25 protein-coding genes and 1 pseudogene are annotated in these 26,977 nt (G+C 53.1%); 3 read left to right on the top strand and 23 right to left on the bottom strand.

Translation table 11 applies throughout. The features are described 5' to 3' along the window. Positions 1-2 precede the first annotated feature (2 nt). The 9 genes from KRAC_RS31960 to KRAC_RS31920 all read right to left on the bottom strand — a co-directional run bounded on the left by KRAC_RS31960 (position 3) and on the right by KRAC_RS31920 (position 7,733). Positions 3-578, bottom strand: a complete 576-nt coding sequence (locus KRAC_RS31960) for a hypothetical protein (protein ID WP_007914476.1) — start codon at positions 576-578, stop codon at positions 3-5. Continuing rightward, positions 575-1,339, bottom strand: a complete 765-nt coding sequence (locus KRAC_RS31955) for a hypothetical protein (RefSeq protein ID WP_007914469.1) — start codon at positions 1,337-1,339, stop codon at positions 575-577. The genes KRAC_RS31960 and KRAC_RS31955 overlap by 4 nt, the downstream gene beginning before the upstream one ends. A 250-nt stretch (positions 1,340-1,589) precedes the next feature. After that, the gene (locus KRAC_RS31950; protein WP_040445445.1) at positions 1,590-3,047 is read right to left on the bottom strand and encodes an RNA-guided endonuclease TnpB family protein; all 1,458 of its coding nucleotides are present in this window, start codon (positions 3,045-3,047) and stop codon (positions 1,590-1,592) included. Continuing rightward, positions 3,016-3,624, bottom strand: coding sequence for an IS607 family transposase (locus KRAC_RS31945; protein WP_007914463.1), 609 nt, complete (start codon positions 3,622-3,624; stop codon positions 3,016-3,018). The genes KRAC_RS31950 and KRAC_RS31945 overlap by 32 nt, the downstream gene beginning before the upstream one ends. A 332-nt stretch (positions 3,625-3,956) precedes the next feature. After that, complete coding sequence (locus KRAC_RS31940) at positions 3,957-4,631, bottom strand: haloacid dehalogenase type II (protein WP_007914461.1); 675 nt, start codon at positions 4,629-4,631, stop codon at positions 3,957-3,959. Between the two features lie 234 nt (positions 4,632-4,865). Beyond that, positions 4,866-5,645, bottom strand: a complete 780-nt coding sequence (locus tag KRAC_RS31935) for an SDR family NAD(P)-dependent oxidoreductase (RefSeq protein WP_007914459.1) — start codon at positions 5,643-5,645, stop codon at positions 4,866-4,868. A 115-nt stretch (positions 5,646-5,760) separates the two neighbouring features. Beyond that, a complete protein-coding gene (locus KRAC_RS31930; RefSeq protein WP_007914455.1) occupies positions 5,761-6,285 on the bottom strand; it encodes a peroxiredoxin family protein in 525 nt (174 codons plus the stop codon). 94 nt (positions 6,286-6,379) lie between these two features. After that, complete coding sequence (locus KRAC_RS31925) at positions 6,380-7,048, bottom strand: peroxiredoxin-like family protein (protein WP_007914453.1); 669 nt, start codon at positions 7,046-7,048, stop codon at positions 6,380-6,382. 100 nt (positions 7,049-7,148) lie between these two features. Beyond that, positions 7,149-7,733, bottom strand: coding sequence for a TetR/AcrR family transcriptional regulator (locus tag KRAC_RS31920; protein WP_007914452.1), 585 nt, complete (start codon positions 7,731-7,733; stop codon positions 7,149-7,151). 763 nt (positions 7,734-8,496) lie between these two features. Here KRAC_RS31920 and KRAC_RS31910 point away from each other — a divergent pair. The 3 genes from KRAC_RS31910 to KRAC_RS31900 all read left to right on the top strand — a co-directional run bounded on the left by KRAC_RS31910 (position 8,497) and on the right by KRAC_RS31900 (position 11,689). Next, entirely contained in the window at positions 8,497-9,246 is a 750-nt protein-coding gene (locus tag KRAC_RS31910; protein WP_007914441.1) for a sulfite exporter TauE/SafE family protein, read from the top strand. A 336-nt stretch (positions 9,247-9,582) separates the two neighbouring features. Beyond that, positions 9,583-10,191, top strand: coding sequence for a helix-turn-helix transcriptional regulator (locus KRAC_RS31905; protein WP_007914439.1), 609 nt, complete (start codon positions 9,583-9,585; stop codon positions 10,189-10,191). Between the two features lie 166 nt (positions 10,192-10,357). After that, positions 10,358-11,689: an MFS transporter gene (locus KRAC_RS31900; protein WP_007914437.1), complete on the top strand. Its 1,332-nt coding sequence runs from the start codon at positions 10,358-10,360 to the stop codon at positions 11,687-11,689. A 454-nt stretch (positions 11,690-12,143) separates the two neighbouring features. On the opposite strand, the gene KRAC_RS31895 is transcribed toward KRAC_RS31900, so the two are convergent. From KRAC_RS31895 to KRAC_RS31835, 14 genes and pseudogenes are all read right to left on the bottom strand, one after another. Further along, positions 12,144-12,647 carry a transposase gene (locus KRAC_RS31895; protein ID WP_040445441.1) on the bottom strand — a complete coding sequence of 168 codons (504 nt, stop codon included), beginning with the start codon at positions 12,645-12,647 and terminating at the stop codon, positions 12,144-12,146. Positions 12,648-13,028: 381 nt separating this feature from the next. Next, a complete protein-coding gene (locus tag KRAC_RS31890; protein ID WP_157507376.1) occupies positions 13,029-13,352 on the bottom strand; it encodes a hypothetical protein in 324 nt (107 codons plus the stop codon). A 1-nt stretch (position 13,353) separates the two neighbouring features. Further along, positions 13,354-13,506: pseudogene (locus KRAC_RS79835) on the bottom strand (hypothetical protein); the annotation flags it as partial. Between the two features lie 257 nt (positions 13,507-13,763). Continuing rightward, positions 13,764-15,653 (bottom strand): reverse transcriptase/maturase family protein, encoded by a 1,890-nt coding sequence (locus KRAC_RS31885; RefSeq protein ID WP_007914435.1) that lies wholly within the window; start codon positions 15,651-15,653, stop codon positions 13,764-13,766. A 963-nt stretch (positions 15,654-16,616) separates the two neighbouring features. Next, entirely contained in the window at positions 16,617-17,939 is a 1,323-nt protein-coding gene (locus KRAC_RS31880; protein WP_244422375.1) for a reverse transcriptase/maturase family protein, read from the bottom strand. Between the two features lie 607 nt (positions 17,940-18,546). Next, entirely contained in the window at positions 18,547-20,469 is a 1,923-nt protein-coding gene (locus KRAC_RS31870; protein WP_007914434.1) for a hypothetical protein, read from the bottom strand. Continuing rightward, positions 20,466-21,125 (bottom strand): leucine-rich repeat domain-containing protein, encoded by a 660-nt coding sequence (locus tag KRAC_RS31865; RefSeq protein ID WP_007914433.1) that lies wholly within the window; start codon positions 21,123-21,125, stop codon positions 20,466-20,468. The genes KRAC_RS31870 and KRAC_RS31865 overlap by 4 nt, the downstream gene beginning before the upstream one ends. 8 nt (positions 21,126-21,133) lie before the next feature. Beyond that, entirely contained in the window at positions 21,134-22,396 is a 1,263-nt protein-coding gene (locus KRAC_RS31860) for an MFS transporter (RefSeq protein WP_007914432.1), read from the bottom strand. A 467-nt stretch (positions 22,397-22,863) separates the two neighbouring features. Further along, positions 22,864-23,796 carry a manganese catalase family protein gene (locus KRAC_RS31855; RefSeq protein ID WP_007914431.1) on the bottom strand — a complete coding sequence of 311 codons (933 nt, stop codon included), beginning with the start codon at positions 23,794-23,796 and terminating at the stop codon, positions 22,864-22,866. A 431-nt stretch (positions 23,797-24,227) separates the two neighbouring features. Continuing rightward, positions 24,228-24,386 (bottom strand): hypothetical protein, encoded by a 159-nt coding sequence (locus KRAC_RS74735; protein WP_211221362.1) that lies wholly within the window; start codon positions 24,384-24,386, stop codon positions 24,228-24,230. 3 nt (positions 24,387-24,389) lie between these two features. After that, on the bottom strand, positions 24,390-24,725 hold the full coding sequence (locus KRAC_RS74730) for a thiamine pyrophosphate-dependent enzyme (protein ID WP_211221361.1): 336 nt from the start codon (positions 24,723-24,725) through the stop codon (positions 24,390-24,392). A gap of 23 nt (positions 24,726-24,748) precedes the next feature. Beyond that, positions 24,749-25,732, bottom strand: coding sequence for an ATP-binding protein (locus tag KRAC_RS74725; protein WP_211221360.1), 984 nt, complete (start codon positions 25,730-25,732; stop codon positions 24,749-24,751). Positions 25,733-26,139: 407 nt separating this feature from the next. Next, entirely contained in the window at positions 26,140-26,421 is a 282-nt protein-coding gene (locus tag KRAC_RS31840; RefSeq protein WP_007914429.1) for a hypothetical protein, read from the bottom strand. 150 nt (positions 26,422-26,571) lie between these two features. Beyond that, complete coding sequence (locus KRAC_RS31835) at positions 26,572-26,904, bottom strand: hypothetical protein (RefSeq protein WP_007914427.1); 333 nt, start codon at positions 26,902-26,904, stop codon at positions 26,572-26,574. Positions 26,905-26,977: the final 73 nt, after the last annotated feature.

The following is a 26,977-nucleotide window of genomic DNA, read 5'->3' as shown; positions in this document are numbered from 1 at the left end:
TGTCATAATTTGGCACCTGGCACAAGAATAGCGAGGAGAAGTACACCAGGTGGTACAACATACAAGATAGTAGACGTAAAGAAGGGGTAAAAAAACAAAAGGCCCTGAAGCGCCTTTGCAAGAACTTGATGCCTCTGCCTGGTAGGGTGAAGAAGCGTTAAGGAGCACCAGCAATCCTGAAAAAGGGTGAATACCCCTTTTTCAGGATTGCTGGTGCTCCTTAAATGCGGTGCGTATGCTTCTGGGGCGCTCTCGCCGCGTATCCTGGTCAGTTCGTCGTGGACGCTGATATCTTCGCCGGCGAACTTGAAGAGCAGGCGTATGGCGGTCTCATCGCTGAGCCAGCCCTGGGCCTTGGCGGCGATGAGGGCCTGTGTGAGGGCGTTAGCGGCCCCGGCAAGCTGCTTGTTGTCGTCGAGGTCGATCTCGGGAAAGATCAGGTCATAGTTGAGGTTAACGTTTTCGCTGAGGCGACCGGCACCCTGAGCCTCGGCGAGCACGCGGTCGAGGATACAGCGCAGAATATATTTCATATAGCGCTGGCGACGCTGAAACTTGAGCAGGGTGAGAACGCTCACTCGTTATCGTTGCCATTTCCCAGCCTGTTGTCGCTGCCCCGATGTTTTATTGCCCCCGTAAATTTGCTCAGTCCTGCAGGGTAGAGCCATACGGCAAAGCTTTGGCTATCCCGCTTGATGGTCTTACTGCTCGTTTGAGCGACCTGTTCAAGAATTTTAAGTGCAATGGCTCTGTCTGGTATAACATTCAGATCAGAAACCGTCACATTGTCAGCAATGGGTGCGGTTTGGGAAATTTGCCGGCGCACACCCAGGAACAGCGCCCGCTCCCGTATCATATTCCAGGTCTTCTCTAGGAAGTGGTTAAGAATCTCCCATTTATTGCCAACACCATAGTGTGCTCTGATGTATTCGTCTTCTTCAGCTGTCCATCGTTCGACGTGCCGTCTTCCCCGCTGGCACCAGATAAGGCAGACGTCAGGCCGAGCAGCGAGAGGGCCGCGCCAGAAAACGGTAAGCCGGAGCCAATGAACGCTGACATCTTCAATCACAACACTTTCAGTAATCAACCTCGCCAGCTTTTGCTTTCGCTCCATCGAGCAACCGTCAAGCTTGCCAGGGATGTCGGCCAGCACATCTGCTAACTCTTGGAAGTCTTCTTTGAGCGTTGTTTGTGGGGTATTATTTTGTGCCTCAATTAGCTCTTTCTCTCGATTGCGCAAACCAGCAAGCGTTTTATTGTACTTGGCTTTTTCTTCAATGGTGAGGGTTAATATTTCGTCGTGGAGGAAGGCTAGCGTCTTTTGGATTTCCAGTCGCACATGTGCGCGCTGGTCATCTATAGAGACAACAGCCTCGACATGCTCTGCCTCCAGTTCGTCGATGCTGGCCTTAATATGTTTGGTAATATGCTGGTTTGCAAGCGCCAGTTCTTTGATAGTTGATCAAAGCATAACCATCTATTGCAATGATTATCCTTCTCACTTTAACCTACGCCTGTTTACCAAACAGCGGACTAGGCGGGAGGATGCACTACGAGCATCCTATGCACCTCTCTCTACTGAGAGATGTTCACTCGTGAGATGATTCCAGGAACATCTCTGGGGGATCCCAGAAGCTCAACTGGACGGGAGGCCCGGCATCCTGGATCCTCTGCTGATTCTGCTGTTTCCACGCTTCATGCCGCGTCATGAGGAGCGCCTTGACCTCCGAGGTCGAGCGACATGCCGCCAGTTTCCGATCCCCCCAGCGTCCCGCGAGCGTCTGTGCGGCTTTGCGGTCGGCCTGGTCTGCGTAATCACAGACCAGGCACTTGAAGGTTTTCTGGTTCGGCCGATTAGCGCGATCGACATAATGGCAGCGGGGGCATTCCTGAGAGGAATAGGCGGCTCGGACCGTGTGGGCTGCCATGCCCTGTTTGGCGGCGGCCCAGGCCAGCTGCTCTGGGATATGCCCCAGGTGAGAAGCATACAGATAACTGTTCATCACCCTTGCTTTGAAGCGCATCGAGGCCACATTGAGGTCCTCATAAATGAGTCTGGCATCTCGATGATCTTTGACCAACGCATTGACCGCCCGGTTGATCTCTTGCTTGACGTGACGGCTCAAGCGTTGCGACGTTTCAGAACTTGTCGAAGGAAGCTTGCCCTTTGGGACGCCTTTCTTTTCCAGACAGGCTCGCAGTTTCGCCTTGCGGCGACGCTTTTCCCGATCGTGCTTGTGCTGTCGGGCCATCTTGCCATGAAAACTGCCATACGCTTTATTGGTGGAGGTCGTGAGGAAATGGGCAATGCCCACATCGACGCCTACTGTAGGGGCGTCAGGCTTGGTTTGAAGAGGAACGTCCTCGTCAAAGGAGAGCGTCAGCCACCAGACTCCATTGCGCTTGTGAAGTGTTGTGGATGCATTGAGCGTACGGCCTTCGAGTGCTCGTTTGTGATAGGAGGCGAGTTTGACTGGGACTCGAAGCGGATTCCCGACATCTAAGGTGGACACGCGCAGCCAGTAGTCGAACGTGGAGTCCTCCGACTTCTCGAGCACCACCACGTTGACATTGGCTTGGATGACTGGCACACGCAGCACAGGGAGATCCCATTCGGTCCAGGTCGGTTCGCGGCGTTTGAAGGCGGACATCCGGCCTTCCGCCTGAGCTTTGGCCTTGGCCTGAGCGTAATCAGCCACATCTTCCAGGTACGCCTGATAGGCGTTCGCTCGATTCGTGCGAACGCTTTTGGCAATGCCTGCGGCTTGCTGTATTGCCACTCGATGCAAGCGGTCGGAAAGATCGGTTTTGAAGACGGTTTCTTGGTACTTGTCCGGGCTTGTCTCGGCCTCGCAAAACAGGGTGGTGTACTGTTGGCACAGCGGCAAGTAAACCGCCACAAGCTGATCGAGCGCCTCAAGTTTGCCAGGATTGGCCTCAATGAGACGGATATGGGTCACCGCTCGAGTGATGGTCTGCTTCGTCTTCTTTTTGCGCTTGCGCTTTTTTTTCTCATCAAGCGAGGCTTTTTGGGGCTTCTTGCTCACGGGCGGGTCCATTCTGCTGCAAAGCCGCTAGCACTTGTTCCGTCTTGCGTTTGGCTCGTCTGCGACCATAAAGACGAGCGCAAAACGAGGGAATGATGCTGATAAAATCGCCCATGAGATCATCGTCGGCAGTATCAGCGGTGTTGACGATGACCAGTTTCCGTCCTTGCATAGCCAACAAGGTCTGAATATAGGCCACGCCAAAGCGAGAAGCGCGATCTTTGTGTTCAACCACGATCTGCCCGATTTTGGGATCTGCCAGCAGCGCCAGAAACTTGGGCCGCTGATCGTTGATGCCACTGCCGCACTCTTTGACGACTTTGCTGACCGACCAGCCTTGGGCATTGCACCAGGTCACCAGCCGCTCGGCTTGCCTTTCCAGGTTGTCTTTGTTTTCGCTGCTTGAAACACGAGCATACACAGCGACGGCGTGGACCGGAACCGAGCGAAGCTCCGGCGGATCAATGATCACGGTGCCGGTGGGCAATTGATAGCCGGGAATCTGGCCGCGTTTCCACATACGCCAGGCGCTGTTATAACTGATCCCAATCTTCTTGGCATAACTCGATAACTTCATACATCCAAGTATACTCTATCTGCTTGAGATATGCAAGAGATGATGATACTTTGTGATGGTTGCTTATACAAAATGGATACCTCTGTCACAGGAAAATTTGGCTCACTGTAAACCTGAACTAATGCCTCATTAGTTCAAGTATACCTCTAGTATATACCATTCGTGCTCAGAAAGGGAAGGCTCTTCGCTTTGGTGTCTTAGGAGGGTGCCTGACTCCTCTTGGATGTGAGAGAGGAGTCAGGCAGGAAGCAGGCAATGCCATACTCGAGGGCCTATTACGCGCCTAGCCACTCCGTTGCCGGAGGTTGATAGATGTGGAAGTCTTCCTGCGCTTATTTGTCCTTGCCTGCAATGAGCTGATCCGCGATTTGGCTCAGATCGGACCCGACAATATCGGGTGGCGCGACATTTGGATCAAGCACCATGCCAGGACGCGAAATAAACGCGGTCTTGCAGCCAGCCTTGCACGCCCCGGCGATATCCCAGGTATGGGCGGCAATCAACGTGAGGTCTCCGATCGGCACGCCGAGTTCCCGCGCGACCATCTGATACGGCTCTGGCGCGGGCTTGAGCCTGTGAACAGTATCCGCCGAAAACTGGCGCTCGATGTACCTGCCCAAGCCGGAATTGCCCAGCTGAGCCTGAGAAACGGCCAGGGTGGAGTTGGTCAGGCTGACCAGGAGCAGCCCAGCCTCTTTCAGACGCTGCAGGCTCTCCGGGACCTCGGGATGGGGCGGCATCTGACGCAGACCTTTCAGCAACGTAGTCTGCTGCTCCTGCGCCAACGAGACGCCGTAGCGGGCGGAGATCATGCCCAGGGCGGAAGCCCCCAATACGCCGAAATCGCGATATTCACCTGTAATAGTGGAAACAAAGGCAAGTTGCAGCATCTGATTGAACCATTCGCGGCGAATGCCAGCATCCCCAAATGCCTCTTTAAATGAGGGGTCCAGGGCCTTGAGATCAAGCAGTGTTTCATTGACGTCGAAGACGCAAATACGCGGCATAAGATTCCCTCCTCTTCACTTACGGTCCGATCAACTTTGCCATGAGTGACTTTAAGCCGGGCCGTGCGGCCCGCGGACTGATGCCTCTCTCTTATCAATACAATTTTCTTCGTGTAACTATTCTGCGTTCAGCAAGAATCTGAATAGTTACAAGAAATTACCTCACTGAATGTTCACATTTACACCATAAAACCCTGAGAAAGCATCTTGCAGAGAGCAAACGCTCTTTCGTACTTACTGCTTGAGCAGTTCTTGCCCACGTTGATCGTAGATACTGACAATCTCACCGGTACTCTCTCCCCGGAGCAGATTGACGACGAGGCGCGCAGGTCGAGATGGCTCAAGCAATGTGCCTTGCTCATAAAAGCCTTTGAAGCGGTCATGGATTTGCTGCCCGACTTGTTCTATCGGTAGGCCACGAATATGCGCCTGCATCGCCGTATCAACGGTGCCTGGGCGAACGGCATTCACCGTCACGCCTTTCCCTCGTAGCTCAGCCGCACTATTGCGAGTGAGCATCTCAAGCCCTGCTTTGCTTGTCGAGTACGCACTACTGTTCTCCATCCCGGTTTCAGTCGCGGCCCCTGTCGAAATGTTGATGATACGCCCCCAGCCGCGTTCAAGCATCATCGGGAGACAGGCACGCATCCAACGAAACGCTCCGATGAGATTGATGTCGATAGCTTGCGCCCATGCATCAGGATCAACTGTTTGAATGGAGCCAAGTGGCTCGACGACCCCTGCATTGTTGATCAGAATAGCAATTGGACCAAGCTCTTTCGTGATGGCTGTGAATGTGTGAGTTATCGCTTTGCCATCCGAGAGGTCACTACTGATTGCAAAGCTCCGCTGCCCTGTTGCTTGTATTTCGGCGGCGACCTGCTCGATCTCTCCATGAGTACGCGCTAGCACTGCAACATCACAGCCCGCTTGTGCCAATGCAAGCGCGATAGCACGCCCAATACCACGTCCGCCACCTGTTACCAATGCAACTTTTCCCTGGAACTCGTTCATGATGCAATCCCTTCGTTATCGCTCGAAATCGAACGTCGCCAGTTCTTCCAACGTCGTCTGGATATGACCAGGAAGATACAACGTCCATAGGACAGAGAGACGTTTAGGCGTTTTTTCATACCAATGGGCGTGAGGACACATGTGAGGGCGCGCCCCCCTGTTGTTTGTGCGTCTGGTGCTGCATATATTTGATGAAATTGATGGTGTCGGCAGCAACAAGACGACCAATCGCGCCACTAGAAGAGACAGAGACAGCAATAGTGCCATCGGGTTGCAAGACGAATCCAGTGGCTTGCAAGTAGAGTGGGTCTTCGTTGATATAGGCTCCTATCTTCTGCGCGATGTCGTGAGCATCCAAGCCATACAAGACCGGAAAGGTGAGATGGTGCTTGGTCACCGTCTCCTGGGCCTTTTCAAGCGGGTCCACTGACAAGGCAACGACCTCGGCTCCTATTTCATGAAGTTGCTCTAAAGCACGCTGAAAATCCATCAATTGCTGTCGGCAATACGGACACCAGTGACCGCGATAGAACAGCAACACCGTCCATTTGCCCTCTAGACTCTGGGGAAGCGTCATTTCACCACCACCAACACGCGAAGCCGTAATCGTCGGGAAGTGCTGACCGTTTGTCAATCGCATCGTGTTTTCCAGCATTCTCGTTAGTCAACTAACTTTTTACAATGATAAAAAGTGGTATAAAGCAAAATGATTTACAAGTGTCCCTCAGAGGCCTTTACTTGCTCATGGTGCGCAGGCCATCGAGGAGCGCGGATGGCTCCAGGCGGTGGGTGTAGTCTGCATCGGCGTAGGTCAGGCGGATGGTGCCATCCTGGGAGATGATGAAGGTGCCGGGTACGGGTAGCTCCCAGGACTCGTCACCGTTGAAGGCGGCTATGTCGGAGCCAAGGCTCTTGAGGAGGGTGCGTGTTTGCTCCTCAATCGAGTAGGCCAGGCCAAACTGACGAGCGACCAGGTTGCCCTGGTCGCTCAGGACCGGGAAGGCCAGCTCATGCTTCTCGCTCAGAGAGAGTGAGTGATCAGGGGTCTGAGGCGAGATAGCGATGAGACTCGCGCCCAATTCCTTGATCTGGGGCAGAACCTGCTGATAGGCATGGAGCTGCAGATTGCAGTAGGGGCACCACTCACCGCGATAGAACGTTACGACGACCGGCCCCTGCTGGAGAAGCCCCGCAAGCGAGACCTGGCGTCCCAGAGCATCGGGCAGCGTGAAAGAAGGAGCTTTCTCACCCACCTTCAACGCGTTCTTCTCTACGCCAGATGCAATGAGCGTATTGATGTGCTGGCTAAACTGGTCAACGACCTGGGGAGGAGCCTGAGTCGCGAGCTGGGCATTGAACTCATGAATTTGCTGCTCAAGTGTTGCGCTCTGGTCTAGAGACATCGTTTTCTTCTCTTTCTTTTTACCAATGAACAATTTTTGTTAGTTAACTAACTTAATTTGTGCGTGGAAGAGGGCCACTCTGTGCGCTCCCCATGGGTGCTTATGGAAGTGCTGCCTGGTGAGAGGCGGCGAGATCGTCAAGCCACTTTTCGAGGCGGGTGAGTTTGCGCTCGAACATTTCTGGCGAGCGCAGGCTCTGGAGCAGGAGATAGATCCCCTGCATGTTCGCGAGCAGGTCTACGGCCAGATCGCGCGCCTCGTCGCCGAAGTCAAGCTGGCGGAACTGCTTCTCGGCCCAGTCCACCTGGAGAGCAAAGAGTTCAGAGGAGGACTGAGCCAGGGGCGTCTCCTCTTTCTCCAGTTCCAGGCAGAGCGTGGCGTAAGGACAACCATAGCTCATCAATTGGTCACGGAAGGAGCGACCGATACCCGCCAGGGCTTTGAGCCGTTGCCAGGGGTCTGGCAGGGTCTCAAGAGCGTGCAGGTTATCGCGGATCTCCTGTAAACGCGCTTTAATGACAGCCTCGACCAGGGCATCCTTGGTCTTAAAGTAGTAGTAGACGTTGCCAAGGGGAACCCCTGACGCCTGGGCGACATCCGCCAGCGTCGTGCGATGGGTGCCTTGCTGGTACATCACCTGCGTGGCGGCCTCGATCAGGCGCTGGCGTTTCTCCTCTCCTGGCATACCCTTGATCTCCTCCGCAATAGTTAGTTAACTTACAAATAGAGTATATCTGAGCAGAAATCAGATTGTCAAGGATAGTGGTAAATGGAAAATGTATCCTTCTCTAAGGGTGGAGTTTCCAGAGTGTAAAACCCAACATTATTCGGCTCTTGTCCAATTAGGGGGAAATGAAGAGCTTCTCGAATCATTCCCTTTCAAAAATGAGCTCAAAAGATCGCCTGGAAAGACTCTTCAATTATCCATTTCCCAAAAATTGGACAAGAGCCAGGAAACTGGCCGTTTTCCAACGATTATTCCGGTGGATGCATCTTGCTTCACCAGAATAATTGTACCAATTTCACCAGTTTCCTGGCTCTTACGCAACCTCGATACTGCTGGCGAACCTCTCTCGACCGCATCAGAATGGCATTGTAAAGAGCGCGTCTGGATCCCAAGCATGTTGAAAGCTCCTCAATCTTCAGTGAAATGCGGAATATATCAGCAATTCCTCCTTTTGTCAGGCTTCTGTTTGACACCGACTCACATGATGGGTTGCACATATTGAAAGTATCCATTGCGATAAAAAGTGGCCTTGTCCAGACAACAGAAACCATGTAATATACTCTGAAGACTGGAAGACGCGGTCTCTTATGGTGCGGTCTATCAATTTGGTGTATCAGAGAGGCTTGTTTCGGAGAACGGAAGCATTTTGGAAAAAGGGCGAGGTTTGCTTCCTTTGCGATGCACAAGAGCTGAGAGGCAAAATAAGAAAGGGATCTCTGTGATGACGATGACAATGATCGTCCTGGTGGTCGCGGTCGTTTTCGCCGGAGCGCTGATGCGAGCGACCTTTGGATTTGGGGAAGCAGTGATTAGTATGCCATTGCTGGCGCTCTTGCCAATCAGTCTCCATACGTCGATCTCACTCATCGGGCTGGCGGGGCTCACTGTCGCCGGGATGACTCTTCCTTCTGGCTGGCGTTACATCGATCGCCCCACACTGATCCGGCTGAGCGTTGCCACGCTCCTTGGCATCCCGATTGGACTGGCATTGGTGAAGCTTGCACCTGCTGGCGTCGTTACCAAAACGCTCGGAGCCCTCCTGATTGGTTATAGCGTCTACTCACTGATCCGTGATGTTATTACTCAAACGACTGCCCCCTCCTGGCTAAGCAATAAGGGCTGGGTTTTCCCGTTCGGGTTTGCCGCCGGAGCGTTGGGAAGCGCCTATAACGTGACGGGAATCCCCGTGGTCGTTTACGGCACCTTGCGCCGCTGGAACCCATCCCGTTTTCACGGGACCCTCCAGGCGCACTTCCTGGTCGCTGGCATCTTTGTTGTGATCGGTCAGGCTCTTGGCGGTCTCTGGACTGCCAACCTGTTCCTGCTCTATGGGGTCTCTCTTCCTGCCATCATCATCGCCACGTTGCTCGGCCTGTTCCTGCATCGATACATTCCGACGGAGAAGTTCAAACACTACGTGTTCTTCGTCATCTTGGCCCTTGGTATTCTGCTCCTCGTCAACCCGACTTGACCACAATGCGCATGGGTCAGGACAAAGATCAGCACACGCTATGCGTCCTGATTCACAGCCTGTCCGCCTCTCCCATGGCAGCGATGCATCTCCTATCACCACTACGTCTGTTGTTAGAAGTTACTCTCTGCGCTGCCAGTCACTTTTTATCGCAATGGATACTTTCAATATGTGCAACCCATCATGTGAGTTGGTGTTACTGGAGGCATTTCTTTGCCGTGTGGCATTGAATTGCTTCTAGTAGTGGTACAGATTCGATGCATGATATACTAGAAAAACATGTATCGGCAAAGGGAAGGTGATCTACGTCCTCATATCCAAAGAAGGTGAGACAGGATGTCAAAGAAGGTTCAACGGTTGAAGCAAAAGAGTACAGGTGCCCTTGCCTTGCAGCCAGCACGCCATTTGACACTATGCAGTGGGTCGCTCTGGTTGCCCCAGGAAACTGTCGGAGCCCAGTTTCAATGGATATGGGCGTGTGCAACTAACGTCGATGAGGCCCTCAACTACCTTCAAGAATCTGAGCCTCATGTGTTAGAGACCTATATCACTCAGCAAGATGTGGATCTCTCTCTCCATGCACATACACTTGGTCTCAGCACTCCTTTCCCAAGGATATATCCCGTGCATATCGTGGCACGCGAGAATTCCGCGCTCTCCGTCGTACAATCACGCTTTCCAGACTTTGCATACCATAATTCCGAGCCGCATAACATTTCCTCTCCTCATCAGCCTGTGCAGCAGTCACTTGTCACCCTGAACAAGCGTGAACTGGAGGTTCTACGCCTTCTGGCTGAGGGCCGCTCGAATCAAGAGATCGCTGATACCTTGATCGTTGCAAAAAGTACGATCAAATGGTATCTCAAACAAATCTACAGCAAACTCAATGCGCATAGCCGTACACAAGCCATTGTATGTGCCAGGCAAATCGGCTTCCTATCATAAAGCCATCGTCTCCTCACTTTTACTTTTTCCCCTAAAGAGGCCACTTTCCCCCCAAAGGGAGGGTGACAGTCTTCCTCTTCCATAGGTACACTGCGCATCATAAACACAAGCGAGTGGCTGGTGTTTGTGTACAAGAGCTTTCTATTGAAAGTGAGGATATGGTGGTATGTCTACTGAAACACGCTTCTCGTTCTTGACCAAAGCAGAACATCTCTTTATCAATCGCAACTTTCTGCTGCTCTGGAGTGGACAAGTGCTTTCGACCTTTGGCGATTTCCTCTTCGGAACAACGCTCATCCTCTGGATGGTTACCTTCATCGCACCAGGACGCTCGTGGCTCCCTCTGGCAGTGAGCGCTCTCATCCTAGCTCAATCATTGCCTCGATTTCTCATTCAGCCGCTTGCAGGGGTTTTTGTTGATCGATGGGACAAACGTCGAACCATGCTGTGGATGGATGCCATTCGGGCTATTCTGATCTCATTTCTGCTCTTTGCGAGTGGAATTCTTCCTATCCCATTTTTCCCTGGTGGGCATCTTCCTCTTATCTGGCTGCTTGCCATCATTTATGGAGTCGTTTTTGTTGCAAGTGTTTGTACGCAATTCTTCGCCCCTGCTCAATTCGCTCTGATTAGCGATATTGTGGCAGAATCAGAACTTGCCAGGGCAAGCGGATGGAATCTCGTTGTCACTAACCTCGCCATGATACTTGGACCGGCTCTGGCAAGTCCACTGCTTTTGGGAATTGGAGTCTCGTGGACGTTTGGGTTCAATGCCTTTTCGTTTATTGTCTCGTTCCTAACCATGTTACTAGTGCACCCTTCCCGTGAAGCAGGAAACGCACAGACTCATTCAAAAGGGCATATATGGCTTGAGTTTTGGGAAGGCCTTCAGTTTGTTTCGAGAAATACGGTTGTGAGGACACTCACCATTTCCTTGATGATTGCCATGTCTGGACTCGGGGCATTAAATGTACTTGATGTGTTTTTTCTCACTCAGAATCTCCATGCACCCACAGTACTTTATGGCTTCTTGAGTACGGCCTTTGGCGTAGGCTCAATTGTAGGAACTGCGCTCGCTAGCCCCTTAGTCCCACGTTTTGGTTTCACCAGAGCATTCTGGAGTTCAATGATAGCAGTGGGAGCGCTTATCCTTGTATTTGCTCGGATGACAAACTTTCTTTCGGCACTTATCGTCTTTGGCTTACTAGGGATACCAAATGCAGCAAATAATGTTGCTTTGGAGCCACTCATGCTTCAAACCACACCTCGCAACCTTGCCGGGCGAGTGTTTGCTGTACTCACACCCGCCTGGACATTGGCCTACGTTGTGTCTGTTACCCTCGCAGGATACGCTGGGAGCCTGGTGTCATGGCACGTTCATATGGTCATCCTCGGTATTACCTTTGGTCCCATAGACACCATACTGATTGGGACAGGTCTGCTCGTGATTGTTGGTGGAGTCTTTGCAATGGTCTCTTTACGTGGAATCACTCAGTAGCCGTCTTCCAGGTCATTGCCTCAAGCCTGGTTCCTGCAATGAAATATGCAAGATATGTACTTTTGGCAACCATTAACGTCCAATTCACACTCCCGGCAAAGTTATGGGCGCAAGAGCGAGAAATATGCCATTCACAAGCTCTACAAATCAAGCTCGTAGACAGCAATGTTATGCTTCCAGCCATGGCAAAGTTATTCGTAAAGTATCAGTTGGTGTCCTTCTGTTTGGCTCAAGGGTGTTCGCAGATCCGGGCCTCTTCACGCTACGCCTGTTCCCTGGCTACCTCATCGCTCTCTCTAGGGTTCGCCAGCAGTATCAACCTCGATGATTCGGAGGAGTGACTCTTCGGTATGAGTTTGGTCAAGAGATTTGTGAAGCTGATTCCTGACTCTTGCTCGAAGCTAATCATTTCTAAAATTATCGAGGTTGCGTAAGAGCCGTTTCCTGTTGGGCTTTACATCCAGAGATCGAAGAAAACAGCGCGAGAGGTTTCCCACCAGTCCTGTCCGATCCATCGAGCATGGAGTCGGCGAACTTGCAAGTAGATGGCCACCTCGGCCCCTCTTTGGCTGCCAAACGTGACCGCCTGACGAAATTTGCGTCGCAACTCCCGGTTCGTGCGCTCCAACAAAGATGTGGTGCGTATCCATACGGGGGCTAGACCGCTGAGTGAGTAGAAGACGAGGGTTTGCTCAAAGTCGCGTTCAAGCGTCGCGATGGATTGAGGAGCCTGTTCTCGCCATTGCTCGCCCCACCTAGCCAGGCGCAGACGGGCATTACTGGCATTCTCTGCTTGATAGACCAGAGCCGCTTGCTCCATCAATTGTTTCCTGAGATCGCGTTGCTCTTTGCCTTTGAGTTCGCTGCGACACTTGGTGGCCACATTGTGCAGTTTGTGAAAGATGCATCGTTGTTCAAGCACCGTCGCGCCATACACCAGGGCGAGTGCTTCCCCCAACCCACCGCTCCTGCCAGCTTGCCAGATTCAAACAGTAGAGGCGGAAATAGACGAGGCGATGATGCGGATGCAGCATGTGTGTTCGCAATTGAGTATTTTATAGCATTTGTTTTGCTTGAAACAGGGCACAGGACATTCCTGTGCTCTGTTTTGCTCGACATGAATACTATATTGGGTGTATTGTAACATACCTGCTTACAGATGGTATTGAGCAAAAAAGAGGCTCATCCGCCATTCCTCCGAAAATCTCTCTTGTGGGCCCAGCACCAGATCTGGAAACTGGCCAAAAGGACCCAAAGGAATCCTGATCGTATTGGATTCCTCTTCGTCTCCGTCTGAAGCCATTCCGTCTGAAGCCGTTGTATCATGCAGAATGAGCAGTTAAGCTGCCTCCTTTGGCATGAGCGTCACGGTGTAACCGAGTCGTTCAAGGCCGTGAATATGGTGACGTTCGATCCGTCCCCGATCCCGTTGGTCAAAATAATCAGCGCCTAGATCGGCATACGGTTTCTTGGTACGTAAGATGTGATAGATAATCACCAACACTTTGTGTGCCAGGGCCATGATCGCTTTTTTCTTGCCATGGCGCCGAGCCATGCGGTGATAGAAAGCTGACAAGTAATTGTCTTTCGTGTGGGCAATGGCCCAGGCCACGCGCAAACAAGATGGCCCGCAGGTAGGGGTTGCCTTTGGTGGTCTTTCCACTCAGCCGCTTCCCCCCACTCTGCTTGTTGCCGGGGCAGTCGGGTAGCCAGCCGACGAGGTAGTTTGGTAACTCCTTTTTCGCCTGGCCCCCGCCGAATGAAGTAGGGCACCAGCGAGGTACTTTATCAGCCCTTTTCTGTTGCCCCCTTCCCAAACCGAGCAGGCGACGTTAATCGCACTCGGCTTTCCAGAGAAATCATTTCATAGCGGAGAGAATAAGGAGGGACTTATGCATTTCGCGGCCAACCAACTCTCCACATTTCTGAAATGTTCCTCCTGCTGCCCTTTGCCCTGCGACCGGATCTCCCGGTCTCCCTGGTGAGGCGTTACGCTCACGACGTGAGGTAGGAGGCCAGGTCTTGATCACTCAAGAGCATCAACCTCCCCCTCCCGAACCGTACGTGCAGCTTGTCACCGCATACGGCTCTCACGGAATCTCCTACGTTGTACTGATTCGTACGGGTTGTATGCCAGATCAGAGAGACGTATTCCACTGTAGTCGCCTCGATGGATCTTCTGATGGCATTCTGAACAGACAGGGATCTGTTTTCGATTCATCAGTTGTAATATGGCGTTGATGCCGGCTGGTTTTTTCGCGCCAGTTTTCCGAATATGGCGGACATGGTGCATTTCTACTTGCTCAGAACTGCTACAAATACAGCATGGCATTCCCAATTTTGAGCGTGATCGCAATTTCATGCTCCATCGGAGCTGATCGACTGTCGCTTGGTTGATTTGAAAACCGTTCCGTTGCTTTTTCCAGTCGCTGTTGTTGTAGAATGCGACCTGACGATCTCGTTTCCCATCTTTTGCTTTGATGGTAACGGTAGGAGTTTTCCCAAAGCGCTTGAAAACTTGGCGCACTGAGCACTTGTATTTCGCTGCCAGCGTGTGAGCAAGTGAGAACTTGAGAATGTATTGGATACGTATCAGGTGTGAAAAGTTGTCCGCGAAGCGATAGTAGTTTTGTACTCCTCGATTGATGCCATTGTAGAGGGCGATGATTTGGTCTGCATCTAGATGTATCCATCCTAACTTGGTGGTGGGTTGTCCTAGTGCAGTGCAAAATCCTTTCGCATGGAGTTTCTTGATGAGCTCATCTCTGGGAGCCACCATAACTATTTCCCAGCCCGTTGAACGGCGTTTGACAGGCCGTATGGAACCGTTGTTGGTCGTGACGACTCGTTGAATTCCTTCTCTTCCAATGGCTAGTCGAGTTCCAAGGAAGTGGGCCTGTTCTTTGCGTGCATGCGTGATTTTTGTCTTTTCCGCGCTCAAGGTGAGCTTGAGGCGTTGACTCAGGAAGGTTTTCAGTTCTTCCTTGACTTGTTCTGCAAGCTTTCGAGGTCCGCAGATCCCAACCAGCCAATCGTCCGCATACCTCAGATATTTGAGGCGGATGAAGTTAGGGTCATCCACGTCTACTGCTGGCATATTTCGGATTTGTCGTACTAATTCGCGGAATTCTTTTGTGCGTGTTGCTCCTTTCTTGACAAGGCGGAGTTTTTGTTCTGACAGTTTGTGGTAGAGGGGGTTTCGTCGTTTCCGTTTCCCGCCTCTCTCTACCTGTTTGCACATTTCTTCGACTTTTTCATCCAGTTCATGCAAGTACACGTTTGCAAGGATTGGGCTTGCCAGGCCGCCTTGCGGGGTTCCTGCCAGACTATCGTGTCTCGCTTCTCGTAGGTCTAAGTATCCTGCCCGCAGGAGCTTCCATATGAGATTGAGAAAGCGCTCGTCTCGAATCTTCTTGCGAAGGAGGCTCACTAACACGCCGTGGTCGATCGCGTCGAAGCAGGATTGAATATCTCCCTCCAAAAACCAGTTGATGGCCGGCCATTTCCCGCGAATCTCCCGTAGCGCTGTGTGACAACTGCGGTTCGGGCGGAAGCCGTGGCTGGTTTCGTGAAAGTATGGTCCCTTTGGGCTATCATAGATGCATTCGAGAATGGTGCGGATCACCTCTTGCACGATTTTATCGCGCGTGGAGGGGATTCCTAACTTTCTCTTCTTTCCGTTGGGTTTTGGCAGATAGACCGTTCGGACCGGTTTGAACTGAAATCGTTCCGTTCGCATCTCCTCGATGATGTGTTGGATCATGCACATGGAGATGCCGTCGATGGTTTTTCCATCCGTTCCTGGGGTCATATTCCCTGGGGCTGATTTAATCCTTTCGTAGGCCAGAACGTACAAATCTTCTTTGTACATCAGGCGATAGAGGTTCGAGTTGATCCAGTTCCTGTCTGTATTCAGTTGTCGTAGGCGCTCAAGTCTCTGTAAGGTCTTGTGTGACTCGTCCAAGTCAACCTCCTTAGAATTAAGCAGATTCCCTAGAGTCCTTCCTTCTCAACAAAAACTTTTGATGAGATAGTACTATGACTCCTCCGTGACCTTGGCCTTCACAGGCTGTAGGCCATCCCCAAGTTGCTCTAGAAGCCTCGCTTCGTGTTTTAGGTGTCCCGTCCGTCGTTTCCCGCTCCTTGCGGGCTGGTCTCGATGGGAGCTTTGCAGGGAAATATGAGCTTTCTCTACAACATCGAGCGCAGGCGATCATACCGTATCCTGCGGGCTGCCACTTTTCCCCCACGACTAGGTTTCAAACAATCCGGTCTTCACCACGCACGACCTCGCTGACTGACCTCTGGTTCGCGGTACTCGAACTTCACCAGCCTTGCTCACATCATGCTACTGTCCCCTCTCACCTTTCGGAGGAAGGTATCCCTGAACTCATTGTGAGCGCAGGTAAGATGCTGCTTTAATCACCATGCTCCAGTGATGCCTTTTCCAAGGCAGAGACTTCTATGCCACATGGGCGCAATCATATGGCAGCTCTGTCACCATCTGACTCGCGTCAGGAAGGTGATCCCGTGGTACGTCGCTGTGGTACGTGCTAGCTTCCCGTAGCGTCCCGACTCATCCTTTGAAAGACCTCGTTGGTCCTCGTTCACGTTTGAGGATTGTCCCAGCCCACCGTTCATGCCAAGACAAAACGTGACATCGGTTTCAAGCGTTCTTCCGATGGGTGCGCACATTCACCCCGTCAGGATTCGGGTTCAGGCAATCCAGCTTTACGCATAGGAAGCGGGTCGTACGAACACCCTGCCCTACAACGCTTTCGAGCATGCGTCGCTTGCCTGGCATGCTTGGTCACCTTCAGCTTTCGCCTCCAGCTATGCCAGTAACCCAGGAACCTCTCCTCAGTTCCTCCTGCTTCCAGCAGGGATACCACAACGCGCCTCACGGCGCACACGGAGCGTGCGATTTTCACCGCACTCCGCTCTCCAGTGATGTCTTTCGTGTTTGTGGTTTTCCGTCCCCTCGATGGATGTTCTCATGGCAGTTGGCGCAAACGATGAGGGTTTTTCGCCTTCTTTGGGCCATTTTCTTCCCCCACCGAGGCTTCTCTTTCCTTCCTTTTTCTCTGAGGTCGGCCAGCTTGCGAATGTGATGGACTTCTATGTTCGTGTGCGAACCACAGAGTTCACATTTCTCCGCAAGAAGTCGTTTGATGAGTTCATTGCGGTCGCGGCCTCGCTGTTGAGAGTAGATTGGATCGAGATCGGTCAGGATTGCCTTTTCTTGCCGTCTCAGCGGTATGCCTCCGAACTGTGCTACCAAGGGCTTCTTTCCGTTTGCTCGTTCAACAACTATCTCTAAACAGGACAGTCTTTCGTAAGGAGTCTCTGTTGTCGCTCGGAATTTTTCGGCCATGGCTTTCAGGCTTGTCCGATGTTTCCGGGCGAGTGTCCTGAGGAGTGAGGCTTGCATGACCCAATGAAGTTGGTGAAACCAGCTTACATTGATTGCCAGCACATAGTATTGAATCAGACCCCGGTATTCGGCCTGATAACGATTGATGATGGTGTAATCATCATCTTGGATCAGTTCATTACGATGCGCAGGAACTCCCTTGCGCATGTATCTGGTGCATCGCTTTTGGATGACCTCGGCAGGAACTCGTAATCCCATCTTGCCATTGACGGTCCGATATCCCGATTGGGAGTTGTGCTTCTCGTTGGCACGTTGGGCGACGATTTCATAGCCGAGGAAGTGAGCCATATCTGAGCTTGCGTTGGTAATCAACGTTTTCTCCAGAGACAGGGAGAGCTTCAGATTCTCTCTCAACCAGTTGGCTATCTTTCCTTTGATTTCCTCAGCCTCTGCTTTTGGTCCGATGAAGCCAAACAACGTGTCATCTGCATATCGGACATATTTGAGGCGCCGGTAGTCAGGATCGTGTGGGTCTCTGGAAGGCAGGTGTTGAACTTGTGTCCAGAGCCGTTGCGCTTCTTTTCGTTTTCCCGCGCGTTTCCTGCGATTGGCCTGTGCTCTCAATGCTTCGTAGTGCAGATTGGGTCGTCTTTTGGCTCCCCGTGTATATTCTGGAATGAGCACTTGCTCGACAAAGGCATCAAACTTGTCCAGGTAGATATTGCTGAGTATTGGTGAGACCACCCCGCCCTGCGGGCTTCCGGAAAGGGTTCGGTGGTATTTCCAATCCTCCAAATATCCTGCCCGGAGGAGGTTTGATAGCAATCTCAAGAAACGGTTGTCTTTGAGCTTTTCTCCCAAAATGGTCAGTAACACAGTATGATCGATCGTGTCAAACGATCGCACAACTCAATACCCGGTTCAAGAACCCAGATGACCCAAAACTGAGAGAGATTGAGGTCATCGATCCGGGGCATCCCCTGTTCGGACGCCGCTTCAGCCTGGTTTCCATCACCTCATCCCCTCATGAGGATGGGCACGTCTTCGTGGCGTATCGCGATGGGATGCTCTTGTGCCTTCCTCTGGCATGCACTACACTGGCTCCGTCTCGGTCACCAGGTTTCAGCAAACTGACTGCTGAGAGTCTCACCGACTTGTTGCATGTGGCTGAGGATTGCGAGGTTCTCCGTGATTGCATCCATTCTTCCCTCTCACCTCTGGATGCGTCTCCCTGCTCAGGTGCAGCAGCGCATCCAAGACCCACGAATTGCGCAACGAGGTTGTTGAAGAGCTAATCCTTGTTCTTCTGGGCAAAAGTGCAGCAAACCGTGAGAGAAAACGCATCAGAGGGAACAAAAACAGCGGGATGGAGAACGAGAAGGGCAGAAAGGAAGAAAAATCGGGGAAAGAGGTCAGAGAGATGCATTCGGAGAAGCAAACTTGTCCGAGGCGAGAGAGGAGCGAGGCGTTCCGAGCGTTTGGTTCAAGCTATTAACGATAGGCCAAGCGAAGTGGCAAAGTTTGCGGGAACACCACACAGTCTGATGGTTACCTGCCCAGCGGTGGAAACGCGGGCATTGCGAACCAGCCGTTCTTGAAACGTCAGACGATAGTGCGCCCGCTGCGCGCGAGACAGAGGCGCTGATGTGAGAGGAGAAAGGGAAGCGGCAGCAAGAGCCGGTTCGACCCGCACCTCCACGCGTTGATGACGAAGGAGTTGCATACACGCTCGCCGATGCTGCCTGCGGCTCCAATCCTTCCACAGGATGGGTTGAGAACCAACGCGCAATGGATGCAACAAGACACTCACCTGGCGCGGCTTCTTGGTGGCACTGCCATTCCATTGACAGTGCTCGCGCAGGGGACAGGGACGGCAACTGCGGATGCTGGCGGCATAGACCACGCGCAGGCTCCCATTGGCTTCCCTACGCCGCTCGTTTGCCACCAGCATCTGGTCAGCGGGACAGCGCAGCGTCCCATCGGGTTGGAGGGCAAAGTCTTGGCCTGAGAAACGGCCAGCTTTCCAGGGCAGGGCTACGGAGGCTTTCTCGTATCCCTGAACAGGAGCCTGAGCGGGGGTCTCCTTGTGCGCAGGTGGGAGAGCGGGAGCGAACTCAGTTGTACGCACCGGATCAGGATGGAGCTGATGGCCCAGTTCCAGACGCAGATTCCATACCCATTGGCTAATCAGTTGCCAGACCTCTTGACCCGTAGCCGTATGGCTGACCCATCGGTCGGGATCGATCTCCTGGTCTTCATCAGCTAATGTTGTTTCAAAGGCGCCACGATGCAGATACAGCGCCACGACGTCGGAGGCGGTAAATGTCTGCTGCGGTAAGCGAGAGAAGAAGAGTTCATAGACGACGCCAGCACGCGTGACCCCAATCCGGCTCTTCTTTTCGGAGGCCTGATGGGTCGCGACCACCACGCGGCAAGAGACGCCATCAGGCCCTACAGGCACATCTGGGCAGTCGTAGAGCGCGCGCACCATCCCACTCTCCGGGTGGGTCAGGTGCTGATCGGGAGGCAGTTTCAGGCGAGCCTGGATGTCAGTGTGTTTCAAGAGGTGGTAGGCTTTGCCGCGCATCACAAAAGGCAACCCAGCCAGGTCGGCGAGGACGGCTCCTGTGCCATATTGCCCGTCGAGGCGCAGCAGAACCCGTTCTTCAGGATGGTGATGTGCCTCTCGGTAGCCTTGTATGGCCGTGACGGCCCGACGCAGTTCGGCTCGGTATTCCCCATTGCCGGAGTTTCCAAACGTGCCGAGGAACTGATGCGTATGCGCTTGCAATACTGTCGTCCGGCTCCGCACGATTTCCCCGCGCTTACGTCCGGTGTAGCCGGGAGCACACAGCGGACGCAAACGCCGCTGTGGAGCAGGCCGATCTGCCGTTTGCGGCAAAGCCCGTTGGCGGGCGGCCTCGCGTGTCCCATCCACATCGAAGACGAGGTAGCGGTTCCCCTGCCGATCGAACAGCCCGCCTAACTGCTCCTCTTTTCCCAGAGGACGAGCAAGCAGATCTTTGAGAAACAGCGTGCGCAGGGACTCCACTGTGGGCTGATCAAGCGCGGCGAGGAAGCGACTAAGGGTCGAACGGGCTGGCAAACGATCGCGTCCGAAGAGCGCCATGAGCATGTTTGCCCAGGGCTGGAGGCACTCGTAAAAGGCTTCGAGCGTTCGTTCGCCACTGATCGCATAGCCGAAAAGGACGGCAACAAAATCGATCACCTCGTACCGCCCAAAACGGCGACGGGCAAAGTGTACCTGTTCTTCGATGGCAGTAAGCACATCCTGGCGTTGAAGGTGATGAGCTATCACCGTGATTTCCCCGAACCAGGATGGCGTCGAGGGGACCGCTTGCGAAGTCGTCAGGATGTTCACCGAGGAAGCAGTGAGACTCGTCATCGGTCTTCCTCTCTGGTATGAGAACTTGCACCATCGTCGGCTCGTTTGCTGATCTGTTGGCGTTTTGGCAATCGGGGCACTGGTCCAATGAACTCATCTCGCAGGATCAATGGGTTATCATCTACGGAGAGGATGAGCAAGGACCGCAAGTGTCCAAGTTCTTGTGGCAGCGTAGTCAGATGGTTCTGGCTCAGGAAGAGATTTCGCAAATGCCTTAACTGGCCGATTTCTGCTGGCAAGTGCCTCAGGTGATTCGCACTCAATTCCAGGCTCCGTACGTTCCGCAAGTGTCCAATTTCTGGAGGCACCTCTGTGAGGTGGTTATGGTCCAGGTGCAAATACCGTAGATTGGGTAACTGCCACAAAGACATGGGCAGCGCTTCCAGGTGGTTATGATCCAGATGCAAACGCTCCAGATGGACCAACTGACCAATCTCTTCGGGGATCTGACGAAGCTTCGAGTATCGCACATGCAGGCTGCGCAGATGCGTCAGTTGCCCAATCTCTGCTGGTAGCCAGGGGCGTTCGCATGCCGTGAGTTTGCATTCGATCAGATGAAAATCCTCGTCATATTTACAGCGCACGACCCTTTTCGGCAGACCAAGTTTTTGAACAAGCACTGCGACTGTTTCCTGATCTTTTGACTTTTCTGACATCCCAGACCTCACCTTTCTCTTGGTCTCGCTCTCCTCGTTCCTCTCCTTTTGTGAGAGAGGAGGAAGAAGAGCATGACTGCCATCACAACGAGTACGATCCAGGTGACTGCCTGAGAGCAGGAAGACGCCTGGGCCACACTTCCCCCGATCATTCCCCCAATGGCATTGAACCCAACCAGTGCGACGATGTAAAGCGCCATAGTACTCCCGCGGAACTGTTCTGGCGCGACGAGATAGAGCTGTGTTTGAACAAGGGCAGAGGCGAGCGTGCCTGAGATCCCTGCCAGAAAGAGCAAGACGAGAGCAAGACCAAAGACAGGAACGTTCGCAAAGAGCAGGAGGACGCTCGCCTGCAAGAGCGTTGCCCCAACAATGAGCACGGTTGTACGGCGGATGGTGCCCACGGCTGACAACAGCAAGCTACTAAGCACGGCTCCGGCGCCAGAGATAGTACGAAGCCAGCCATACCCATCGGCTCCGACGTGAAACGTCTCCTGTGCGAAGAGAGGCAGCAGCGTCTGAGAGCCTCCTTGCAGCAGGCACAGGCACATGGCCATCACGAGCAGTGCCACGAGATCCCGATGCTGGAAAATCGCGCGGAACCCATCCATCAGGTGATGGTTCGGGGCCTGTCTCCTCACATTTTCCCGTCGGGAGATCCCGTGAAGCAGGAACAGGGGAAGGAAAACCGCCAGGGTCGAGAGCGCATCGACGAGGAAGAGACCAGCTACCCCTACCGGTTGCAACAGCACCCCACCCAGTGCAGGACCGACGAGTGTGGCGCTCGCAAACATCGCGGACTGCAGAGAAGTGGCACTCTGCACCTCTTCTTCTGGCACCAGAGAGGGCAACAGCGTTTGATTCGCTGGTAGGCTAAAAGCCGTGGCAACACCGACAAGAAACGTGTGGACAGAAAGCATCCAGAGTTGGAGGTGACCACTCATCAGCAGACAGGCGACGAGGACAGGCAAAGCGATCTGAATACCCCTGGCCCATTTGAGAAGCGTCATGCGATTGATCCGATCAGCTAGCCATCCACCCAAAGGAGGAAGAAGAGTCATCGGGAGCGCAAAACAGAGGCTGAGTCCTCCCAGCCACAGAGCAGCATGAGGAAAGTGGATGACTAGCCAGGTTGTTCCGATGAGCTGGATCTGGGTGCCGATGTAAGAGACAATCCCACCCAGCCACAGCAGCGCAAAGGCGCGGGAATGCAGCGCAGCAAAACGGAAGCGAGCAGCGTGTTGTTCAGGGACAAGCGTATATTTTGACACATGGCACCTCCAGCCAAACAAAAAAAGAAGAAGACACGTCAAAACGCATCAACCTCTCCTCTCTGGCATTTTGTTCCATGAGGTGCCTGCTGCGTGTGCAGCTTCTGTAGCGCTCGGTCCAGACCTGAAAAGCATCAGCGGAACCCTAGCTACCATCAGTTCATGTACTCATACCATACCCAACCTTTGAGAACCTGTCAAGCCTCTTGCGCAAGAAAGCAGAGCTTGCCTTTCCTGACAGGAGACAAACTCCTCTCCTTTTTCAACCTCGTTGCGCATCCCGTGGGCACTGGCACGGATCGAGTCTGAAGACTCGTCCAGCATTCACCCTCACGTGGCCAGGAGCCATACCATGCAGAGAAGCACGGACGATACTCGTTTCCACTCGTCCAGCAATCTGAACTGACATGCATGGAGTACGCATCGCGTAAGGAGAGGAAATCGCAAGCTAGAGCCTGTATCGTCCTTTACCGCACGTGTTTTGCTGCCTGCATCACCTGTTCGGCCATCGCCTCAATATCGTGGGAGAGACCAGGAGCAAACTCTTCTGGCCGTACGTCCCCTGGCGTGAATGGAACGCCTTCAGGAGCCTGCTTGGGAACCTGCAGGGTGCCTCCATTGTGCTCACTGGTCGTTGAGGGGGATTGGCCGGTAATGATCTTCGCCATCTCTGAGCCATCCAAGCGCCAGTGGTACTGCTGGTTGTGAAGCCCCTTTTCCATCAATTGCTTCACTTCGGGGAACTGTGTGGCATCGAAATTGGGAATGGGAAGCAGTTTATTCCAATTCACGCCCAGCGACTCCAGTGCCTTCGCAAAGACATTCTCATGCGCGTGATCACGCACAATTAAATACGAGATGGTGGAGCGTGCCGTCTTATTCGCGGTCATTTCATACAGACGACACTTTTGGAGACGCCCCGTGCTTTCCAGCATCAAATTATAGAGCAGATCAAGCGACAAATTGCCGCTATTATAGACATACGAGCCCGACCAGGGATTTCCGGCGGCATCCACTGGCATTGCTCCCTGAGCAGCGACCAGGAAATGATGAATATTGCCATGCCCCTGACCATTCCGATCAAGCGCAACCTTGAGCGGAGTGCTGTTGCACCCTTCGCCCATTTCCTTGCCCTGATAACGAGGAGATCCATCCACGAGCCGGTTAATTGTGGTCGCGATCAGTTCCACATGGCTAATCTCTTCGATGCCTACGCCTTGAATGACATCGAGATAGGGTTTGGCTTTGCCGCGAAAATTGAAGCTTTGAAAGAGGTACTGCATCATGGTGCGCATTTCACCAAATTGGCCGCCCAATCCCTCCTGAAGCGCATTAGCCGCAGCCGGATCTGGTTCATCGGGCACAATTTCATTGATCAGCTTCTGTACATGGAAAAACATATTTTCTCCTTCTTGTCTCGTAAAGAGGAGCACCCCCGTCCCCTCTTGGGGAAGAAATCACTTTACTTCCATCATAGGCTGAACCACAACTTATCAACCTCTATCGTTAAAGCGAAAAGCGTGTTAACTGGTATGTCTGAGGGCTGTTGCAGGCGGTGGTGGCCCAATTGATGGTGGTGATCGTGCGTCACTGGCTGCACTGGTAGGAAGAGCGTGATGAAGATTGTTGATGGCTGGTAATTGACCCGAAACCTTAGCTGGTTTTGCCCTCAAACGTCGATCTGTCTCACTCTTGGTGAAGGATGGGTTGATCTGGCGACCGCTCTTTATTTTCTGCACAGAGAAAAGGGCAACCCCCCCTGTTTCTGTGCTTTCGTTCCAATAGGGCCAGTTCCATCTCAGGAGCCTGGCCCCGCGGAGCAACGTCTCGCTCACTGCATATAGAGCGTGCCGCGATCTTCATGGATCTTGAGCGCTAACGGCGGGGCGACGTCCTTGTCCGTCACCACTTCAATATAGGCTCCCATCTCACCCATTTCGGCACGAGCGATGGCACGGTCCAACTCGCCACAGGTGGTGACTCTAGCCACAAATCAGTTGTCACACCCGAGGGCCGCTGGTACCTGCTGATAATTCCACGCCTCCACATCGTTGTAGGCTTTCTCTCCATCCTTACAGAGCAGGCGTTCAATCAGGTAGCCATGATTATTGAGGACAAAAATGATGGGCTTGAGTCCATAGCGAGCGAACTGGCCCACTTCTTGCGCAGTGAGTTGATGGGAACCTTCCCCCGTGATCAACACGGTCCGGTGCTGCGGGGAGGCAACAGCGGCCCCAAAGGCTGCTGGAGTGGCCCAGCCGATGGAGCCCCAGAGAGCCTGATTGTGAAAGACGGAGCCCGCAGGCATCCGCGCGAAGGCCATGCCCATCGAGGAGGTGCCTGTCTCGGTGATCAGGACATCATGCGGCTTGAGAAACTGCTCCCAACGAGGATAGAGATACTCAGCGGTGATTTTCCCATCCTTCGTGCCCTGGGGGAGCCCAGTCCGCTGACTGGTGGTCCTTTCACATCGGAACGCCTGGGCAACCGGCGGGCAAGTTCCTGCAACACATCCTTCATCCACACATGCTCAAAGACCTGATGGCCTACCCGCACATGATCGTAGAGAATATTGATACTCTTTGTGCGATCAATACGTGCTGTGAATGCTCCCGTGTTGAAATCCGTTAAAAGAGCTCCCACACCCAGGACGCAGTCGCAGTCTTCGACGAAGGCACGCACTTCGGGATTCATCAGTTGACCATCATACATGCCGATAGAGGAGGGATGCGTCTCATCAAGCGTGCTCTTATCGTTGAACATGGTGGCAAAGGGCAACCCGGAGTGGTCTATGACCGCTTCCAGCTCCTGGCGCAGGTTGGCTCGTGCGACGAGAAAGCCAGGAAGAATGCACGCGGTTCTGGCTCGGGTCACCTTTTCCACGATGGCCGCGATCGCAGCTTCAAGGACCGCCGGGTCACTCTGCGGCATGGGCAGTGGTGTGGCCATTCCGAGCACGGGCCCACTATGCTGCAGAACAATTTCTTTACAAATGGCAAGTCCCAGTCCCCATCCGGGTGTCGCAGAGGATCGCGCTTCAGGACTGCGATAGAATGGTTCAAAAAGCGTCTTCTGCTGTTCTTGGGAAAGCACAGGGCTTTCATTGGAAACCGCAAGGATGGCCTCTCCCGGTCTCTGGCTTATCTCCACACCTATGGGCGTGTTCGCAGGGGAATATTTGAGGGCATTGGTGACCAGATTGCTCACGACCTGAGGGAACCGTCTATCGTCGGCTTGCATGACCACAGGATCAGCAGGCAGTCGCAGATCAATCGAACGATCTGTCTGCGATTGTTGTTCTTCAATAACTTGCTGACGGAGAGAGCCAGACAACATGCGTCCAGGGCCTGCTCTGGGGTCAAGGAGATGGAGCGGCCATCGGGGAGCTGCATGTGCAAGGTGGTGTCTCTGGTCATAGGGGTCTCCCTGGCTGGTATTTCAAGGTGGTGAGAGAACATCCTCTCAAGAGGATACCGCATTCTTGCTATTGGGCAGATGTGCTCGCCGTCATCGCGGCGCAAACTGGTCAGTCCCCTATGCAGATGACAATACAAGCCGCTTGGAAAGCCATTGCTCAAATGGGGGGCTATTTAGCTCGTCGCAGCGATGGTCCTCCCGGCTGGAAAACGCTTTGGAAGGGCTGGCTTCGTGTCCAAACCCTGCTTGAAAGGGTTTATCTCGCTTCTCATCTCCGTTTGTCATTTGTGTATAAAAGACAGGGCTCTAGCCGTGGAGAGTCGTCACTATAGCTCAACCTCTCTTGGCTCATATTTATATCCATTCGTTACCCATTGGCGGCGGATTATCTCTGCCTTCTTCCTCTGCTCATCTGTGATATCAAGCGTCTTAAACCAGATGATAGGCGATAGGCTGTAGGCATTTATCAGAGACTCGATACTGCTATGACTCTCACAATCAACCGACCCCAGGCCAATCGAGTCGCACTGATCGAGCGCGACCCTACCAGAGTCAAACTCTATACCATTGATCAGGTTGAGTTCGGTGACGAGCATAAACCGTCTCATGTTCTCACTTCCTTCTACGTTCATATTGAAACAAGCCCACTCGACGAAGGGCCGGAGCAAGATGTAGACTTGCTCAAAGGACAGTCGAACACGCTGGGGAAAGGCTACTCATTCCGCACGGTTTGACCGATTAAGAAAGCTTTCCTGGGCCTATCTCTGATAACAAAACCCTTCACTCCGGGCCTCATCAGCAAGGCCCCCATACTTCACGCATTCACCACATGCCCACACCATATCGTCAGGATCGTGTGGCGCTTCAACGGGACGAAACATGTCTGTCTGCTTCCCGCACAGTTGGCAATGCGTCGGGATGAACATCGTCTCTTCAACCTCTTCAGGTGTCAAATCGGTGATAGCCAATACATTGTCGGGATGATCCTGTAGACAGGCTTCAGCGCACAACTCACACAGGTATTCCTCACACGCAAGACACACATACATCGCATGGGCTTCACATGTGCATCTGATCAATTCTTTCGACATGATACACCTCCTTACCACCGTCCTACCACGCCACACAAACACAGCTAGCTTCCCTACTTAGGGCAATTCAGAG

This window comes from Ktedonobacter racemifer DSM 44963, from assembly GCF_000178855.1.
Classification (GTDB): domain Bacteria; phylum Chloroflexota; class Ktedonobacteria; order Ktedonobacterales; family Ktedonobacteraceae; genus Ktedonobacter; species Ktedonobacter racemifer.
This window is presented reverse-complemented; position numbering and strand designations above follow the sequence as displayed.